Origin of the sequence: Bradyrhizobium commune (assembly GCF_015624505.1) — a bacterium.
GTDB classification, from domain to species: domain Bacteria; phylum Pseudomonadota; class Alphaproteobacteria; order Rhizobiales; family Xanthobacteraceae; genus Bradyrhizobium; species Bradyrhizobium commune.
The window spans coordinates 4,152,676-4,169,045 of the sequence record NZ_CP061379.1 but is presented as its reverse complement, the minus strand read 5'-3'; the positions used below and the strand labels follow the sequence as shown (position 1 = coordinate 4,169,045).

The 16,370-nt window shown below is 63.8% G+C and carries 15 protein-coding genes; 11 read left to right on the top strand and 4 right to left on the bottom strand.

What is annotated here, in order from left to right; translation table 11 throughout:
- The first annotated feature begins 26 nt into the window (after positions 1-26).
- The 7 genes from sufB to IC761_RS19615 all read left to right on the top strand — a co-directional run bounded on the left by sufB (position 27) and on the right by IC761_RS19615 (position 6,376).
- On the top strand, positions 27-1,523 hold the full coding sequence (gene sufB, locus IC761_RS19645) for a Fe-S cluster assembly protein SufB (protein WP_195798300.1): 1,497 nt from the start codon (positions 27-29) through the stop codon (positions 1,521-1,523).
- A gap of 132 nt (positions 1,524-1,655) precedes the next feature.
- Positions 1,656-2,408 carry a Fe-S cluster assembly ATPase SufC gene (gene sufC / locus IC761_RS19640; RefSeq protein WP_195798299.1) on the top strand — a complete coding sequence of 251 codons (753 nt, stop codon included), beginning with the start codon at positions 1,656-1,658 and terminating at the stop codon, positions 2,406-2,408.
- A gap of 12 nt (positions 2,409-2,420) precedes the next feature.
- A complete protein-coding gene (gene sufD, locus IC761_RS19635) occupies positions 2,421-3,725 on the top strand; it encodes a Fe-S cluster assembly protein SufD (RefSeq protein ID WP_195798298.1) in 1,305 nt (434 codons plus the stop codon).
- Complete coding sequence (locus IC761_RS19630) at positions 3,722-4,969, top strand: cysteine desulfurase (protein ID WP_195798297.1); 1,248 nt, start codon at positions 3,722-3,724, stop codon at positions 4,967-4,969. Before sufD ends, IC761_RS19630 begins: the two co-directional genes overlap by 4 nt.
- A complete protein-coding gene (locus tag IC761_RS19625) occupies positions 4,966-5,337 on the top strand; it encodes an SUF system Fe-S cluster assembly protein (RefSeq protein ID WP_063683732.1) in 372 nt (123 codons plus the stop codon). Before IC761_RS19630 ends, IC761_RS19625 begins: the two co-directional genes overlap by 4 nt.
- A 49-nt stretch (positions 5,338-5,386) precedes the next feature.
- Positions 5,387-5,785, top strand: coding sequence for a HesB/IscA family protein (locus IC761_RS19620; protein WP_195798296.1), 399 nt, complete (start codon positions 5,387-5,389; stop codon positions 5,783-5,785).
- Positions 5,786-5,920: 135 nt separating this feature from the next.
- Positions 5,921-6,376, top strand: coding sequence for a TfoX/Sxy family protein (locus tag IC761_RS19615; RefSeq protein WP_195798295.1), 456 nt, complete (start codon positions 5,921-5,923; stop codon positions 6,374-6,376).
- 62 nt (positions 6,377-6,438) lie between these two features.
- Here IC761_RS19615 and fabA read toward each other — a convergent pair whose 3' ends face one another.
- From fabA to IC761_RS19595, 4 genes are all read right to left on the bottom strand, one after another.
- Complete coding sequence (gene fabA, locus IC761_RS19610) at positions 6,439-6,969, bottom strand: bifunctional 3-hydroxydecanoyl-ACP dehydratase/trans-2-decenoyl-ACP isomerase (RefSeq protein ID WP_195798294.1); 531 nt, start codon at positions 6,967-6,969, stop codon at positions 6,439-6,441.
- A 102-nt stretch (positions 6,970-7,071) separates the two neighbouring features.
- A complete protein-coding gene (locus tag IC761_RS19605; RefSeq protein WP_195798293.1) occupies positions 7,072-8,139 on the bottom strand; it encodes a GGDEF domain-containing protein in 1,068 nt (355 codons plus the stop codon).
- A gap of 153 nt (positions 8,140-8,292) precedes the next feature.
- Complete coding sequence (locus IC761_RS19600) at positions 8,293-9,807, bottom strand: DEAD/DEAH box helicase (RefSeq protein ID WP_195798292.1); 1,515 nt, start codon at positions 9,805-9,807, stop codon at positions 8,293-8,295.
- Between the two features lie 280 nt (positions 9,808-10,087).
- Entirely contained in the window at positions 10,088-11,050 is a 963-nt protein-coding gene (locus IC761_RS19595) for a helix-turn-helix transcriptional regulator (protein WP_195798291.1), read from the bottom strand.
- 203 nt (positions 11,051-11,253) lie between these two features.
- Here IC761_RS19595 and IC761_RS19590 point away from each other — a divergent pair, with 203 nt between their 5' ends.
- From IC761_RS19590 to IC761_RS19575, 4 genes are all read left to right on the top strand, one after another.
- The gene (locus tag IC761_RS19590) at positions 11,254-12,777 is read left to right on the top strand and encodes a caspase family protein (protein ID WP_195798290.1); all 1,524 of its coding nucleotides are present in this window, start codon (positions 11,254-11,256) and stop codon (positions 12,775-12,777) included.
- Between the two features lie 110 nt (positions 12,778-12,887).
- Complete coding sequence (locus IC761_RS19585) at positions 12,888-14,147, top strand: FAD-dependent oxidoreductase (RefSeq protein ID WP_195798289.1); 1,260 nt, start codon at positions 12,888-12,890, stop codon at positions 14,145-14,147.
- Positions 14,148-14,326: 179 nt separating this feature from the next.
- A complete protein-coding gene (locus IC761_RS19580; protein ID WP_195798288.1) occupies positions 14,327-15,097 on the top strand; it encodes an outer membrane protein in 771 nt (256 codons plus the stop codon).
- Between the two features lie 415 nt (positions 15,098-15,512).
- Positions 15,513-16,304, top strand: coding sequence for an outer membrane protein (locus IC761_RS19575; protein ID WP_195798287.1), 792 nt, complete (start codon positions 15,513-15,515; stop codon positions 16,302-16,304).
- The last annotated feature ends 66 nt before the right edge of the window (positions 16,305-16,370 follow it).

The following is a 16,370-nucleotide window of genomic DNA, read 5'->3' as shown; positions in this document are numbered from 1 at the left end:
CCTTGAAACCGCGAGCGGAGGATAGAATGCCAGCCGTGCAAGAGACGGTCGAGCGCGTGAAGCGCATCGACGTCGATCAGTATCGTTATGGGTTTGAGACCCTGATCGAGTCCGACAAGGCCCCCAAGGGGTTGTCGGAAGAGACCGTCAAGTTCATCTCCGAGAAGAAGAACGAGCCCGCCTGGATGCTCCAGTGGCGGCTTGAGGCCTATCGGCGCTGGCTGACCATGACCGAGCCGACCTGGGCCCGCGTCGACTATCCCAAGATCGACTTCCAGGATCTCTATTATTACGCAGCGCCGAAACCGAAGAAGACGGTCTCCTCGCTCGACGAGATCGATCCGGAGATCCTGAAGACCTACGAAAAGCTTGGCATCCCCTTGCGGGAAGTCGCCATGCTCGAAGGCGTCGAGCCCAAGGTGGGCGAGGAAGATCCCGCGCGCCGCAAGATCGCGGTCGATGCAGTCTTCGATTCGGTCTCGGTTGCGACCACCTTCAAGGCGGAGCTGAAGAAGGCCGGCGTGATCTTCATGCCGATCTCGGAGGCGATCCGCGAGCACCCTGAGCTGGTGCAGAAGTATCTGGGTTCGGTCGTGCCGACCTCGGACAATTTCTACGCGACGCTGAACTCGGCGGTGTTCTCCGACGGCTCGTTCGTCTACGTGCCGCCCGGCGTGCGCTGCCCGATGGAGCTGTCGACCTATTTCCGCATCAACGAGCGCAACACCGGCCAGTTCGAGCGCACCCTGATCATCGCCGACAAGGGCTCCTACGTCTCCTATCTCGAAGGCTGCACCGCGCCGCAGCGCGACGAGAACCAGCTGCATGCCGCCGTGGTCGAACTCGTCGCGCTCGACGACGCCGAGATCAAATATTCGACGGTGCAGAACTGGTATCCCGGCAATTCGGAAGGCAAGGGCGGCATCTACAATTTCGTCACCAAGCGTGGCGATTGCCGCGGCAACAACTCCAAGATTTCCTGGACCCAGGTCGAGACCGGCTCCGCCATCACCTGGAAATATCCGAGCTGCATTCTCCGCGGCGACAATTCCAGCGGCGAGTTCTACTCGATCGCGATCTCGAACGGCTTCCAGCAGGTCGACTCGGGCACCAAGATGATCCACCTCGGCAAGAACACGTCGAGCCGGATCATCTCCAAGGGCATTGCCGCCGGCAAGTCGCAGAACACCTATCGCGGCCTCGTCACCGCCCACCGCAAGGCGACCGGCGCGCGCAACTTTACGGCGTGCGATTCCCTGCTGATCGGCGACAAATGCGGCGCGCACACCGTGCCGTACATTGAGGCGAAGAACTCGTCGGCGACGTTCGAGCACGAGGCGACGACCTCAAAGATCTCCGAGGACGTGCTGTTCTACTGCATTCAGCGCGGCCTTTCGCAGGAAGAAGCCATCGGCCTCGTCGTCAACGGCTTCGTCAAGGACGTGCTTCAGCAGCTGCCGATGGAATTCGCGGTCGAAGCGCAGAAGCTGATCTCGATCTCGCTTGAAGGGTCGGTCGGCTAGCTCCGGCCTCATCCCGAGGAGGCCGCGTCAGCGGCCGTCTCGAAGGATGAATACCGGAAAGATTGGTGGCCTCAATCCTTCGAGACGCGCCTTCGGCGCTCCTCAGGATGAGGGGATAGATGGAAAAACATTATGGTTTTGCTTGAAGTGAAAGACCTCAAGGTTCGTGTCGAGGAGCGTGAGATCCTCCACGGGCTGACACTGACCGTGAACGAGGGCGAGGTGCACGCCATCATGGGGCCGAACGGCTCCGGCAAGTCGACGCTCTCCCACGTCATCGCCGGCAAGCCCGGCTACGAGGTCACCGACGGTCAGATCCTGTTCAAGGGCGAGGATCTCCTGGAGATGGCTCCCGAGGAGCGGGCCGCCAAGGGCGTGTTCCTGGCGTTCCAGTATCCGGTCGAGATTCCCGGTGTGACCACGATGAATTTCCTCCGGACCGCGCTGAACGCGCAGCGCAAGGCGCGCGGCGAGAGCGAGCTGATGGTGCCGGAGTTCCTGAAGAAGGTCCGCGAGGTTTCGAAGTCGCTGAACATCCCGCAGGACATGCTCAAGCGCGGCGTCAATGTCGGCTTCTCCGGCGGTGAGAAGAAGCGCAACGAGGTGCTCCAGATGGCGCTGTTCGAGCCGAGCCTGTGCATCCTCGACGAGATGGATTCGGGCCTCGACATCGACGCGCTGCGGATCGCAGCCGACGGCGTCAACGCGCTGCGCTCGCCGAAGCGCGCGATGGTCGTCATCACCCACTATCAGCGGCTGCTCAACTACATCGTGCCCGACGTGGTGCACGTGATGTCGAAGGGCCGTGTCGTGAAGAGCGGCGGCAAGGAACTGGCGCTGGAGCTGGAAGCCTCCGGCTATGCCCAGTTCGAGGACGCCGCGTAAGGAATTTTGGAGATGAACGTTGCTGTGGCAAAGACCGGAAACGGCCGCGCGGTGAGCGATCTCTTCGCCAACGCGGAAGGCCGGCTGCCGGGTTCGCCGGCGGTAATCGCGGTGCGCCGGGAGGCGTTCGAGACCTATGAGCGTCTCGGCCTGCCGCACCGCCGGATCGAGGAATGGAAGTACACTGATCTGCGTGCGCTGGTCGGCGAGGTGTTGCCGCTGGCAGCCGCGCCCGATGCGGTCGCACTGAAACGTGCGGCAGAAGCGGTGAAGGCGCGGGCAATCGCCGGTGCCTGCATGCTGGTGCTGGTCGATGGCGTGTTCGCGGCCGATCTGTCCGACGTCAAGGCGCTCGGCTCCGAGGTCGGCTTCAAGACCTCGCGGGAGATTCTCGAGAAGGACGCCGGTCTCCTGAAGACTGCGTCCACCGATGCCGTGATCGCGCTGAACGCTGCGATGGCGACCGATGGTGTCGTGCTGTCGATTGCGGATGGCACGCAGCTCTCTGCGCCGATCCAGATCATTCACGTGGCGACCGCCGCGTCGGCGTCGGCCTTCACCCGATCGCAAGTCGCGGTCGGCAAGGGCGCTCATGCGACGATCATCGAGACGTTCGTCGCGGCCGGTGCGAAGGCCTACCAGGTCAATGACGCCGTCATCGTCACGATCGGCGACAACGCCGACGTTGCGCATATCCGCCTGATGGACGATGCTCCTGATGCGGCAAACATCACCTCGCAGTTCGTCACGGTCGGCGCGAATGTGAAGCTCAATGTCTTCAACATGACCACTGGCGCTGCGGTCAGCCGCTTGCAAGGCTTCATCACGCTGGCCGGCGAAGGCAGCGAGCTCTCGATCAACGGCGTCAACCTGTTGAAGAAGACCGAGCATGGCGACACCACGCTGGTGGTCGACCACGCAGTGCCGAACTGCGTCAGCCGCGAAGTCTTCCGCGCCGTGATTGACGACCGCGCCCATTCGGTGTTCCAGGGCCGCATTATCGTCCGTCCCGACGCGCAGAAGACCGACGGCAAGATGATGACCCGCGCGCTGCTGCTCTCGGACGAAGCCGAAGCCGACAACAAGCCCGAGCTGGAAATCTTTGCCGACGACGTCTCCTGCGGCCACGGCGCCACCGCCGGCGCGCTGGACGAGAGCCTGCTGTTCTACCTGAAGGCCCGCGGCCTGCCCGAGAAGCAGGCGCAGGCGCTGCTGATCCAGGCTTTTGTCGGCGAGGCGATCGAGCAGATCGCCGATGATGTCTTGCGCGAGCATGTGATCGGCATTGCCGAGCGCTGGCTGGAGCGGCGGTCATGAGCACGCATCCCGCAGTCAAGAACGGCACCTATGACGTCGCACGCGTGCGCCAGGATTTTCCGGCGCTCGCCATGCAGGTCTATGGCAAGCCGCTGGTCTATCTCGACAACGCCGCGTCCGCGCAGAAGCCAAGTGCCGTGCTCGACCGCATGACGCAGGCCTATACATCCGAATACGCCAACGTGCATCGCGGCCTGCATTACCTCGCCAACGCCGCGACGGAAGCCTATGAGGGCGGCCGCGCCAAGGTCGCGCAGTTTATCAACGCGCAGCGACCTGAGGAAGTGATCTTCACCCGCAACGCGACGGAGGCGATTAACCTCGTCGCCTCGTCCTGGGGTGGGCCGAATATCAAAGAAGGCGACGAGATCGTCATCTCGATCATGGAGCACCACTCCAACATCGTGCCGTGGCATTTCCTGAGGGAGCGCCAGGGCGCGGTGATCAAGTGGGCGCCGGTCGACGACGAGGGCAATTTCCTCATTGACGAATTCGAGAAGCTGCTGACGGCCAAGACCAAGCTGGTTGCGATCACGCAGATGTCGAATGCGCTCGGCACCATCGTCCCGGTCAAGGACGTCGTGAAGATCGCCCACGCGCGCGGCATCCCGGTGCTGGTCGACGGCAGCCAGAGCGCGGTGCATCTGCCGGTCGACGTCCAGGACATCGGTTGCGACTTCTACGTCTTCACCGGCCACAAGGTGTATGGGCCGACCGGCATCGGCGTGCTCTGGGCCAAGTATGACCACCTCGTCGCGATGCGCCCCTATAATGGTGGCGGCGAGATGATCCGCGAGGTCTCGCGCGATGTCGTCACCTACGGCGATCCCCCGCACAAATTCGAGGCGGGCACGCCTGCGATCATCGAGGCGGTCGGCCTTGGCGCCGCCATCGATTACGTCAATTCGATCGGCAAGGAGCGCATTGCAGCGCACGAGCACGATCTCACGGCTTACGCCCAGGAGAAGCTGCGCGAGATCAACTCGCTGCGGCTGATCGGCACGGCCCGAGGCAAGGGCCCGGTGATCTCGTTCGAGCTCAAGGGCGCGCATGCCCATGACGTCGCCACCGTGATCGACCGCCAGGGCATCGCGGTGCGTGCCGGCACCCATTGCGTGATGCCGCTTTTAGAGCGGTTCAACGTGACCGCCACGTGCCGGGCCTCGTTCGGCATGTATAATACGCGGGAAGAAGTCGATCATCTGGCACAGGCGCTGTTGAAGGCGCGGGATTTGTTCGCATGAGTGACACGGCCGAAATCAAAGCCAATCCAATGGAGACGCATTCGGCGTTGCCGCCGGAGGAGACCGAGCGTCTCACCACCGAGATCATCGCCGGGCTCAAGACGGTGTTCGACCCGGAAATCCCGGCCGACATCTACGAGCTCGGCCTGATCTACAAGGTCGAGATCAAGGACGACCGCTCGGTCGACGTCCAAATGACGCTGACGACACCGAACTGCCCGGCCGCCGGCGAGCTGCCGACCATGGTCGAGAACGCGGTCGCCAGCGTCCCCGGCGTCGGCGTCGTCGACGTCAAGGTCGTCTGGGAGCCGCCGTGGTCGCCGGAACGCATGAGCGACGAGGCCCGCCTCGTGCTCAACATGTGGTGACGCTCACAGCTCGCATTGAATTCGTTCCGCAACGGACCACATAAAGAACATGACCCAGGCAACTCCAGCTTCGACACCAAAGCCCCGGCGGCCTCGCCCGCAGGTCATGCGGCTGACCGATGCCGCCGCCCAGCGTATCAGCGAGCTGACCCAGCGCGCCGATTCCGAGATTGTGGGCTTGCGCGTCGGCGTGAAGAACGGCGGTTGCGCCGGCCAGTCCTATACGGTCGAATATGCCCACGATGTCCGCCCGACCGACGAGGTCGTCGAGGACAAGGGCGTCAAGATCCTGGTCGATCCCAAGGCCGTGCTGTTCCTGCTCGGCACCGAGATGGACTACAAGGCCGACAAGATGCAGGCCCAGTTCGTCTTCAACAATCCCAACCAGATCTCCGCCTGCGGTTGCGGCGAGTCGGTCGAGCTGCGCCCGGCGAAGATCGACGGGTAGTTTCTCCGTCATTGCGAGGAGCGAAGCGACGAAGCAATCCAGACCGTCTCCGCGGGGACGGTCTGGATTGCTTCGCTTCGCTCGCAACGACGGCGGTGGTATGAAGGCTGGCCTGCTCGCCCGGGGAAGCCTCCAATGGACCGCGAATTCCTGATCGACCTGTTCGCCGATTTCGGCCCCGTCGCCATCCGGAAGATGTTCTCGGGCCACGGCATCTCCGCCGACGGCGTCAATTTCGCGCTGTCGCTGCGCGCCGGCCTGTTTTTCCGTGCCGACGAGGTGACGATCCCGGACTATCAGGCGGAAGGCTCAAAGCCGTTCCAGTATTCGACCCGCGCCAAGACCGTGGTGGTGAACTCCTATTGGGAGCTGCCCGCGCGCCTGTTCGACGATTCCGCGGAGCTTGCGCAATGGGCGAGGGCAGCACTCGCCGCCGCCCAGCGCGCCAAGGTGAAGAAGCGGCCAAAGGGGAAGAAGGCGGCGGCGAAAAGGGCGGCAGCGAAGAAGGCGGTCGCCAGGAAGCGGCCGGCCAAGAAAGCAGCCAAGAAGCCGCTGCGTAGGGTGGGTAAAGCGAAGCGTGCCCACCGTTAGGGCAATAGTCTTGCGACATGGTAGGTACGGCGCAAGCGCGCCTTTGCCCACCCGACAAGAGTTCAATCTGCGGTCTTGGTCAGGCCAACGCGCATGTCCTTGGCCTTGAAGACGCAAGTGCCGTCGGCGAGCACGCGGCCGTCGGCAATTCCGAGCACCAGCTTGCCGCGCCGGACCATGCGCATGGCGACCTCGTAGCGCACGCGTTGCGCATCCGGGGTGATCTCGCCCGTGCACTCCACCTCGCCGACACCAATTGCGCGGCCCTTGCCCGGTGATCCCGACCAGCCGAGCCAGTAGCCGATCATCTGCCACATCGCGTCCAACCCGAGAGAGGGCGGCATGACCGCATCACCGCGAAAGTGGCAATCGAAGAACCAGCGGCCCGGCGCGATATCCAACTCGCCGACGATATGACCCTTGCCGAACTCGCCGCCGTCCACGCTGATCTCGGTGATGCGGTCCATCATGAGCATGGGCGGCGCCGGCAATTGCGCATTGCCGGGGCCGAAATAGCCGCCTTCGCTCGATCGCAGCAGCTCGTCCTTGGTGTAAGACGGTTGCGGGGTGTGAAAATCGTGAGGATTGGGCAAGACGACAAGTCCTCCGGATACGCGCGGTGAGGCGGCGAGGAAGATGTCGTTCGCCAGATTGGAATGTCAAGCGCGGCAGCTGTCCGCCGCGTTGCCTGCGTCTCACGCCACCCGGTTGTGGGTCTCGACCGCGTACTCCGGGTCGACTTCGCAGATGACACGGTTGCGGCCGTTGCGCTTGGCAGCGTAGAGGCAGGCGTCCGCGCGCTCGATTAGCGCGTCGGTGTCGTCGCCGGGCTTGAGCAGGGAGACGCCGACGGAGATGGTGACCCGGCCGAGGATCTCGCCGGTCGACTTCTTCTTCAATTCCTTCGCCATCACGGCGCGGCGGATGTGATCGGCCACGGTAAGGGCCTGGCGCAGCGCCGTGTTGGGCAGCACCACCGCGAACTCCTCGCCGCCGTAGCGCGCGGTGATGTCCTGGCCCTTGATGGTCTGCTTCAAGGACAGGCCGACCAGGCGCAGCACCTGGTCACCGGTGAGGTGACCGTAGGAATCGTTGAACGACTTGAAATGGTCGATGTCGAACAAGAGCAGCGACAGCGGCTCGCCCGAGGCGAGCGCGCTCTGCACCGCCATGCCGATCATGCGGTCGAAATATTTGCGGTTGCCCAGGCCCGTCAGCGGATCGGTCAGGCTTTCTGCGCGGATCGCCTCGAGGCTCTGCTGGAGATTGCTGATCTCGTTTTTCGACAGGGTCAGCCGGTTCTCCAGCACCTTGTTGGTCTCGTGCATCTCGCCGGTCGAGCGCAGCAGCGTCTCGACGATCGCCTTGATCTGCTCGCGGGTCTTGGCCGAGTTGAGCTTTTCGGTCGCGCCCGACAGGCTCGCATCGTAGGCGCCGGTCATGCCGAGCGCATCGCTCAGGACCGTCATCACGTCGTCGATTTCGCCGATGACGCGCGCGCCGACCTTGTCGATTCGGTCGGTCGTCTTGATGTGGGAGAGATAGGTATCGTAGATCTGCTCGAGATCGGCTTCGGTCAGCTTGCCGTTGCGCGCCAGCGTCTCGTTGATGATCTTGTTGAGCGGCGCGTTGTAGCCGGTGGCGTAGACGTACCAGATCTCGTAATTGCGGGGAATTGCAGTTTGCTTGAGCGATCGAATCTGACCGAGCGCAACCTCGGCGAACGCCATCGTGCGTTCGTGTTCGTCGAGCACCTTGACCACGGAACATTCCCCACGGCGAACGGTGCGCGGCCGATCGCTGCAATGCTTAAATTATGTTCGCAGGCTAAAGGACGATCGTGAACGACCGGTAAACGGTCGTTGCTGGAGCATCATCTGGAAACGTTGAAACGCAACGCGTGGGGAGATTGCGTTTCAGGCGCCGGCGGGCGAGCGCACTGGCCGCAATAGAAACGCCGGAAGATGCGAATGATCGCCGGGCTCCGTGTCGGCCTCGCGCTGGCGGCGCGGCTCGGGGCGGCCGATCGACGGCACATGCGAATCGTTGGCTTGCTGACGCGCGCCGTGGCGCGGTTCAGACGACGGCCTGCCGTTGCGCGGAGGCCTTGCCTCGCGTGCCGGCTTCGCTTCGGCTGCGGGCCGCGTTTCGGCTGCGGGTCTTTCGCCGCGTGGCTCGTGGCTGCGCTCCCGGTCGTGACCGCGGCCTCGTTGCGGCTTGCCGCGTCCGCCGCGGGAGCGTTCGCGATCCCGGCCGCGCCCCTCGCGCGGACGTTCGCTCTGCTCACCGCTGTCGGCCTGGACCTCGTAATCGCCTTCGGCGCGCGGAATGCTCTGGCCGATCAGCTTCTCGATCGCAACCATCGACTTCTGGTCGAGCGGCGTGACGATCGAGATCGCGGTGCCGGTGCGGCCGGCGCGGCCGGTGCGGCCGACGCGATGGACGTAGTCGTCGGGATGGTGGGGGACATCGAAATTGAAGACGTGGCTGACCTCGGGAATGTCGAGGCCACGGGCGGCGACGTCGGAGGCCACCAGCAGCGGCAGCTCACCCTTGCGGAACTGTTCGAGCGCCGCCATGCGGGCCGGCTGGTCCATATCGCCATGCAGTGCGCCGACGCTGAAGCCGTGCTTCTGGAGCGATTTGTGAACGATCGCGACCTCGCGCTTGCGATTGCAGAAGATGATCGCGTTCTTGAGGTCCTTGGCCTCGCGCAGCAGGCGGCGAAGCAGCTCGCGCTTCTCGTGCGCCTCGCGCCCCGCGGGCACCTGGGACTGCGTGACGGTCACGGCGGTGGTGGCGGGCTTGGAAACCTCGATCTTCTGCGGATTGTGCAGGAAGGTCTCGGTGATGCGCCGGATTTCCGGCGGCATGGTCGCGGTGAAGAACAGGGTTTGCCGCGTGAAGGGGACGAGCTTGCAGATGCGCTCGATGTCGGGAATGAAGCCCATGTCCAGCATGCGGTCGGCTTCGTCGATGACGAGCAGCTCCACGCCGGTGAGCAGCAGACCGCCGCGCTCGGTGTGGTCGAGCAGCCGGCCCGGGGTCGCGATCAGCACGTCGACGCCACGCGTCAGCTTGGCATCCTGGTCGCCGAACGAAACGCCGCCGATCAGCAGCGCGACGTTGAGTTTCTGGCCGGCGCCGTAGCGATCAAAGTTTTCTTTGACCTGGGCCGCCAGCTCGCGGGTCGGCTCGAGGATCAGCGTACGCGGCATGCGCGCGCGGGCGCGACCCTTTTCGAGGATGGTGAGCATCGGCAGCACGAACGCTGCGGTCTTGCCGGTGCCGGTCTGGGCGATGCCGAGCACGTCCTTGCGTGCGAGGACGTGGGGGATCGCCTGTTCCTGGATGGGGGTGGGGGTGGTGTAACCGGTGGCCGCCACTGCGGCGAGGACTTTTTCGGATAGTCCGAGATTGGAAAAGGACATTGAGCCTCTGGTCGAAACCGCCGTTCGGAATCGAGGGTAATAAGGCTGTCGCGTTCCACCCCGAAACGGCGCGCTCTCGAAGAAGCTGGGGGTGCTGACTCACGCGAACAAAGCGCAAGGCTCAGGAATCGCTCTTCGATACCGAGCCGCGTCGACCCGGAACATAGGGCGGAATCGGCCAAAGTCAATGGAGCAGGCGCGGGAAGGCCCTAAAAACCTTAAGGTTTTTGCTCAAATAGCGGGCGCGGCTTGGCTTTTCGCCCTTGGCGGTCGACGGGCGCTAGCGCGCCGCCGACGCCTGGGCCCGGAAGTCGCCGGGCGCCATTCCATAGGCCGCGTTGAACACCCGGTAATAGGTCGCGAGGCTCTCGAAACCGCAGGCGGAGGCGACATCGGCAATCAGCCGCTCCGGGGCTTCCTGCATCAGGCGGCGGCTCTGCTTCAGCCGTTCGTCCGTCACGGTCTGCGAGAAGCTGCGCTCGGCGTCCTCGAACAGCATGTGCAAATGGCGCACGGAGACGCCCAACAGGTCGGCCACCCGCGTCGGCGCCAGATCCGGGTCTTTCAGGTGGTGCGCGATCAAGCGCCGCGCCAGCGACAGGCGGGCGGTCCGGAGCGCACCCTGTCCGCGTCGGCTGCCCGGCCTGACGACGCCGCGCTCGATCAGCGCAAGATGGCCCAGCGCCTGCACCAGCGGCAGGGCCGCCAATGAACATTTGTCGGTAGCCGCCTCGCCGAGATCGGCGAAACAGGCATCCAGCAGCGGCGCCAGGGTGGGATCGTCGAACGGCTTGGGCGACAGCTCGCGCATGCGCTTGTCTTGCGGTGCAAGACCGCTGACGGGGATCTTAAGGATGCGCAGGTGAAAGCCGGCCGCGCCCAGCGGGGCGGTGCGGTAGGGCAGGTCGGTATGGCTGGTGGCGAAGCTGCCATTGGCGATCGCAAAATCGCCTGAACGCATGCCGCCGAACCAGCCGCCGCCGCCAAGCTGCTGATAGACGCAGATGCTGTCACCTGGCGCGTCGGCGATGTCGGTCTGGCTCCGTTCGACCGCGTAGGCCGACGCCTTCAGCTCGACCAGGGCGCCATTGCCGACCTGGCTCAGCGAGAATTCGCCGAAGAAGTCCGCGCGTCGTTCGCGCTCGAGCTCCGCCGTAACCCCGAACAGCCCCTTGGCGCGCACCTCGCGCCAATAGTCGAAGCGGTCGTGCGGCTCGACCTCGTCGGTGCACCAGCGATACACGGTAGCCCCTTGTCCCGAACGGAATTTGCCCCAAGAAAAAGCAGATTCCGGTTGATCCTGCTATAGGCCAGAGGGTTGAGACGGCAGCCCGGGCCGGTTGAACCCTCGTTACGGCTGGACCGACTATGACATCAGCGGCGCGAGGTTCCCAACGAACATTTCGAAGGGAACCGATATCGGTCGCCGTGCAGGGGAAGCTTTCGATGACGTCTCGGCTTTTCAGAATTCTGGCAGTGCTTGGGCTTGCGATGAGCCTGTGCGGCTTTGCGATGCCTGCGCACGCCGAAAAGCGCGTCGCGCTCGTCGTCGGCAACAATGACTACAAGAACGTGCCGAAGCTGCTCAAGGCCGTCAACGACGCCCGCACCATGGGCGATACCCTGAAGCAGCTCGGCTTCTCGGTGATGGTTGCCGAAAATCAGAACCGCCAGCAATTTTCAGAGACGCTGCTCGCCTTCGACCGGGCGATCGAGCCCGGTGACACCGCGTTCTTCTTCTACGCCGGTCACGGCTTCGAGATCGCCGGCCAGAACTATCTGCTGCCGACCGACGTGCCGGCGGCGACCGAAGGCCAGGAAGAGCTGGTGCGCGACGCCTCCATTCTCGCCGACCGCATCGTCGAGCGTCTCCAGAACAAGAAGGCGCGGACCTCGATCCTGGTGTTCGATGCCTGCCGCAACAACCCGTTCGAGCGTGCCGGCACGCGCGCAGTCGCTGGCGGCGGCGGGCTCGCGCCGATGACGCAGCTGCCCGAAGGCGTTTTCTCGGTGTTCTCGGCAGGTCCCCGCCAGACCGCGCTCGATCGTCTGTCCAACGACGATGCCAATCCCAATTCGGTGTTCACGCGCACTTTCGCGAGAGAGCTGCTCCAGCCCGGCGAGAACCTCGTGCAGGTGGCGCAGCACACCCGCCGTCTGGTCAGCGAGATGGCCGATACCGTCAAGCACAAGCAGGTGCCGGTCTATTTCGACCAGATGGTCGACGATGTCTTCCTCAGCGGCGCGGCCAAGGATGCGGCGGCCGCAGCCGCGCGGCCGGTCGATCCGCCACCGCAGAAGGTCGCGGCGCTGCCGCCGGTGTCGGTGCCGCGCGTGCCGAAGGAGGAGAGCACCAACGCGCCGATCGCGAGCTTCTCGCGCCATAACGGTGGCTGGAGCGTGACCTTCTCCTTCGCCGATCCGACGCTCGGAATTTCCTGGCGGATGGCCGGCAACGGCGATTTCCGCGAGACCGGCTTCATCGACACGCTCGATCCGCGTACCCGCAAGCGATTGCCGAACCCGTCGATCGAATTGCCGCCGGACGCGGCCGCCGGAACGATCGAGGTCCGCTATGTCGATCAATCCGGCGACATGCAGGGCCCGTTCCCGATCAAGTTCGACCCTGAAGCGGCGCTGATCCGCGACCAGCGCAAGATCCTCGACATGACCGCGACGAGCTGGCTGTCATTCCGCGAGTTCAACGGGCTCCTGGTCTACTATTCGCACCTCCTGTCGTATCGCTGCGCGATCCGCGAGGCCCGCATCGGCATCGACACGGCGGTGCCGGACAAGGTGCTGAAGCTGCCGCCCTGCGATCTCAGGGATCCCTCCGCAATCTCCGCCGGCATGCAGCTCTACCAGAAGCTTCCGCCGACGACGCAGTTCATGTCGGTCGAATTGACCTATCGCGACGGCAGCGTCTCGGAGATCAAGACCTTCCGCACGGCCAACCGCAGCAACAATTGAGCTCGTCTTGAGCTTCTGCGTACTGGATGCCCTGCCTTCGCGGGGCATGACGGCGTCATCAACTCCGCGCTACACTCCGCACGCGATCAAAGCATCAGCGGAGCCGGATCATGGATGCGACGACTACGGACCCACAGCCCGCTTCGCGCGCGATAAAAGTCCGCTGCTGCATCGTCGGCGGCGGGCCGGCCGGCATGATGCTCGGCTATCTGCTGGGGCGCGCCGGCATCGATGTCGTGGTTCTGGAGAAGCATGCAGATTTCTTCCGCGATTTTCGCGGCGACACCGTGCATCCCTCGACGCTCCAGGTGATGGACGAGCTCGGCCTGATCGACGGATTCCTGAAGCTGCCGCATCAGCGCTTGCAGACGATGGACGGTCTGTTCGGTGGCACCCGGGTGCGGATCGCGGACCTCAGCCGGCTCGACACAAAATATCCCTTCATCGCCTTCATGCCGCAATGGGATTTTCTGAATTTCCTGCGTCAGGAAGGCCAGCGCTTCGCCTCGCTCAAGGTGATGATGAACACGGAGGCGGTCGATCTGATCCGCAGCGGTGAAACCATCGCCGGCGTGCGCGCCAGGACGCCGGACGGCGTCGTCGACATCGCAGCCGATCTCACCATCGCCTGCGACGGCCGTCACTCGACCGTGCGCGAGCGTGCGGGCCTTGCCGTCGAGGAGATCGGCGCACCGATGGACGTGCTGTGGTTCCGTGCCGGCCGGACGCCGGATGAGACAGAAAATCTGTTCGCTCGCGTCGAACCCGGCAAGATGATGATCACCTTCGACCGCGGTGACTATTGGCAATGCGCCTATGTCATCGCCAAAGGACAATACGATGCGATGAAGGCGAGGGGATTGCAGGCGCTGCTCGACGACGTCGTCCGCATGGCGCCGGTGCTCAGGCGCGGGATTGCCGACGTCAAGAGCTTTGACGACGTCAAGCTCCTCACCGTCGCGATCAACCGCCTGACGCGCTGGACCAGGCCTGGCCTGCTTCTCATCGGCGATGCCGCGCATGCGATGTCGCCGGTCGGCGGCGTCGGCGTCAATCTCGCCGTGCAGGATGCGGTTGCGACCGCAAACCTGCTGGCGGAGCGGCTCAAGACCGGCTGTCCATCAGAGGACGAGCTCGATGCCGTGCGTCGCCGCCGCGTGTTCCCGGTGAAGATGACGCAAGCGATGCAGGTGGTCGTGCAGAACAACATCATCAGCGGCGCGCTGAAGGGCGGCGACCGGCCGCTGAAGGTGCCGCTGATCGTTCGCCTCATCACCGCCTGGCCGTGGCTGCAGGGTATTCCGGCGCGCTTTCTCGCGCTCGGTGTGCGGCCCGAGCACGTGCAGTCGAAGGCCGCATCTGCGCCATAGCGCAGGGATTTGGTAGGGATAACGCGGCGTTAAATTGCGCGCTTTGCGTTGCGTGCGTGCAACAGCGCATGCGGATTCAAAGTCGGCCACGCCCCAATCCGGCGCTTTAACTCTCTTGATTCAAATTTGAGTAAGAACTGCGTGTGAGCGTGCGCCCATCAAAGGACACGGGGTGTACCATGCGTAACAAATTGATTGCTGCCTTCGCCTGCACGACCGCTCTGGTTTCGACCGGCGCTGCTTCCGCCGCCGATCTCGCCGCGCGTCCCTACACCAAGGCGCCCGCCTATATCGAGCCGCTGTTCAACTGGACCGGCTTCTATGTCGGCGGCCACATCGGTGGCGCCTGGACCAACGAGCAGTTCATCAACAATGGCAACAGCGGCGGCTTCGGCGATCTGGTGCCGGGGCAGGGCTATCGCCAGCGCGGTGCCGGCGTCATGGGCGGCGCTCAGATCGGCTACAACTGGCAGGCCAACAACTACGTGTTCGGCATGGAAGGCACGATCTCCGGCCTCGACAACAAGGGCTCGTTCACGAACACCGCGTTCGGTGCGGGTGACGACGTGTTCTCATGGCGTGCCAATGTGCTTGCGACCGTCGTCGGTCGCGCCGGCTTCGCCGTGCAGAACAACCTCTTCTACATCAAGGGCGGCTACGCTGGCGTGAACAACCGTCTCTCGGTTTCCGACACGGTCGGCCCGTTCACCGGTTCCGGCGGTCAGACCCACTGGGCCAACGGCTGGACCGTCGGCGCCGGCTGGGAATACGGCGTCACCCGCAACTGGATCGTCGGCCTCGAGTATAATTACGCGGCCTTCGGCAGCCAGACCTATCAGCTCGGTGGCACCACGACGAGCTACACCTTCGATGCCAAGCCGCGCGACATCCAGTGGGCCGTCGTGCGCGCGAGCTACAAGTTCGACGCGCCGGTCATCGCGCGCTACTGAAGTTCGACGCAACGAACGACCAGCAAGAAACGATCGCTGCCAAAAATTCAAAAGCCCCGGTCTCGACCGGGGCTTCTTTTTGCGCCCGACAGTCACGCGCCCGCTGATCTTGCGCTCCTGGCCCTCGGCAAATCGGCGAGCGAAGCTCCGAGCGATTCCCCCGAGGCTTTCTCGATTTCTCCATTCGCTGCTGGCACAGGAACCCGTCCGGTTTCAGTTTCGGAACGAAATGCGCATCCTAGCGCCCATTATCGGTCCGAATAGGTCAGCGCCCTTTGCCCATTTCTGTGGCATGCGCGCAACTCGGGCAGAGAAAGTAAGCCGATATCCATGGGGACAGCGGTTGCGCGTGGTCAGGTCTCCACCACCTCGCTAGATTTCGTTACTGAATATTTCGGTGCATTGGGGATTGGTCATGATGAGACGTTTTGGGTGGGCGCTCGCCGCCACTTCGCTGCTCTTGACGACATTTTCGGGTGTAGCTTCCGCGGCGGATATGGCCGTCAAGGCTCCGCCTCCGCCCGCGGTCGTTCCCTATAGCTGGACCGGCTGCTACGTGGGGATCGAGGGCGGCGGATCGTGGGGCCGGGATCGGGCGATCAGCAACGGCACGAACAACGGCGTGGCCAATGGGTCGGCCGGGGTGCTCAAGACTGCGGGTGACATTAGCGGAGGCTTGGTCGGCGGCACCCTTGGCTGCAATTATCAGTGGAACCAGTGGGTGTTCGGCATCGAGGGCGACGGCTCGTGGTCGGGCGAAAAAGGTAGCTCCAACCTGGTGCCGCCGTTTGTGACGACCTTCAAGGAGGACGTGTCGCAAAGCTACATTGCAACGATCCGTGGCCGTATCGGCTTCGCTGTCGTGCCAACCGTGCTGCTCTACGGCACCGCTGGCGGCGCTTTCGCGGATTTGCGGATCCATGAGTTCGATCCCACCGCTGCCGCCGGTTCGGCGGCTGCTATCGGGGCGACTGAGACGCATTCGTACGCAGGCTGGACCGCAGGCGCGGGTGTGGAATGGGGCTTTTATCCAAATTGGTCGGCAAAGTTCGAATACCTCTACATGGATTTGGGCAGCAAAGGCTTCTTCCAGACCACGACGACAGGATGTTGTACGTTCCAGTCGACGCATCTCACCGACAACATCGTGCGCGCCGGCATCAACTATCGTTTCAACTGGCCGAGGCCGGTCGTCGCGAAATACTGATCGCTTCACCATTCAGACCTCAAGAGCCCCGGCGTGCCGGGGCTCTTTTCGTTTGCTGCAGGCGTC

Bases quoted from the DNA above. Each gene is read 5' to 3' on its own strand.
- IC761_RS19585 (WP_195798289.1), top strand. From the start codon at position 12,888: ATGGATGCGACGACTACGGACCCACAGCCCGCTTCGCGCGCGATAAAA.
- IC761_RS19620 (WP_195798296.1), top strand. From the start codon at position 5,387: ATGACCCAGGCAACTCCAGCTTCGACACCAAAGCCCCGGCGGCCTCGC.
- IC761_RS19600 (WP_195798292.1), bottom strand. From the start codon at position 9,807: ATGTCCTTTTCCAATCTCGGACTATCCGAAAAAGTCCTCGCCGCAGTG.
- sufB (WP_195798300.1), top strand. From the start codon at position 27: ATGCCAGCCGTGCAAGAGACGGTCGAGCGCGTGAAGCGCATCGACGTC.
- sufC (WP_195798299.1), top strand. From the start codon at position 1,656: ATGGTTTTGCTTGAAGTGAAAGACCTCAAGGTTCGTGTCGAGGAGCGT.
- IC761_RS19580 (WP_195798288.1), top strand. From the start codon at position 14,327: ATGCGTAACAAATTGATTGCTGCCTTCGCCTGCACGACCGCTCTGGTT.
- IC761_RS19630 (WP_195798297.1), top strand. From the start codon at position 3,722: ATGAGCACGCATCCCGCAGTCAAGAACGGCACCTATGACGTCGCACGC.
- IC761_RS19590 (WP_195798290.1), top strand. From the start codon at position 11,254: ATGACGTCTCGGCTTTTCAGAATTCTGGCAGTGCTTGGGCTTGCGATG.
- IC761_RS19615 (WP_195798295.1), top strand. From the start codon at position 5,921: ATGGACCGCGAATTCCTGATCGACCTGTTCGCCGATTTCGGCCCCGTC.
- IC761_RS19575 (WP_195798287.1), top strand. From the start codon at position 15,513: ATGATGAGACGTTTTGGGTGGGCGCTCGCCGCCACTTCGCTGCTCTTG.
- sufD (WP_195798298.1), top strand. From the start codon at position 2,421: ATGAACGTTGCTGTGGCAAAGACCGGAAACGGCCGCGCGGTGAGCGAT.
- IC761_RS19625 (WP_063683732.1), top strand. From the start codon at position 4,966: ATGAGTGACACGGCCGAAATCAAAGCCAATCCAATGGAGACGCATTCG.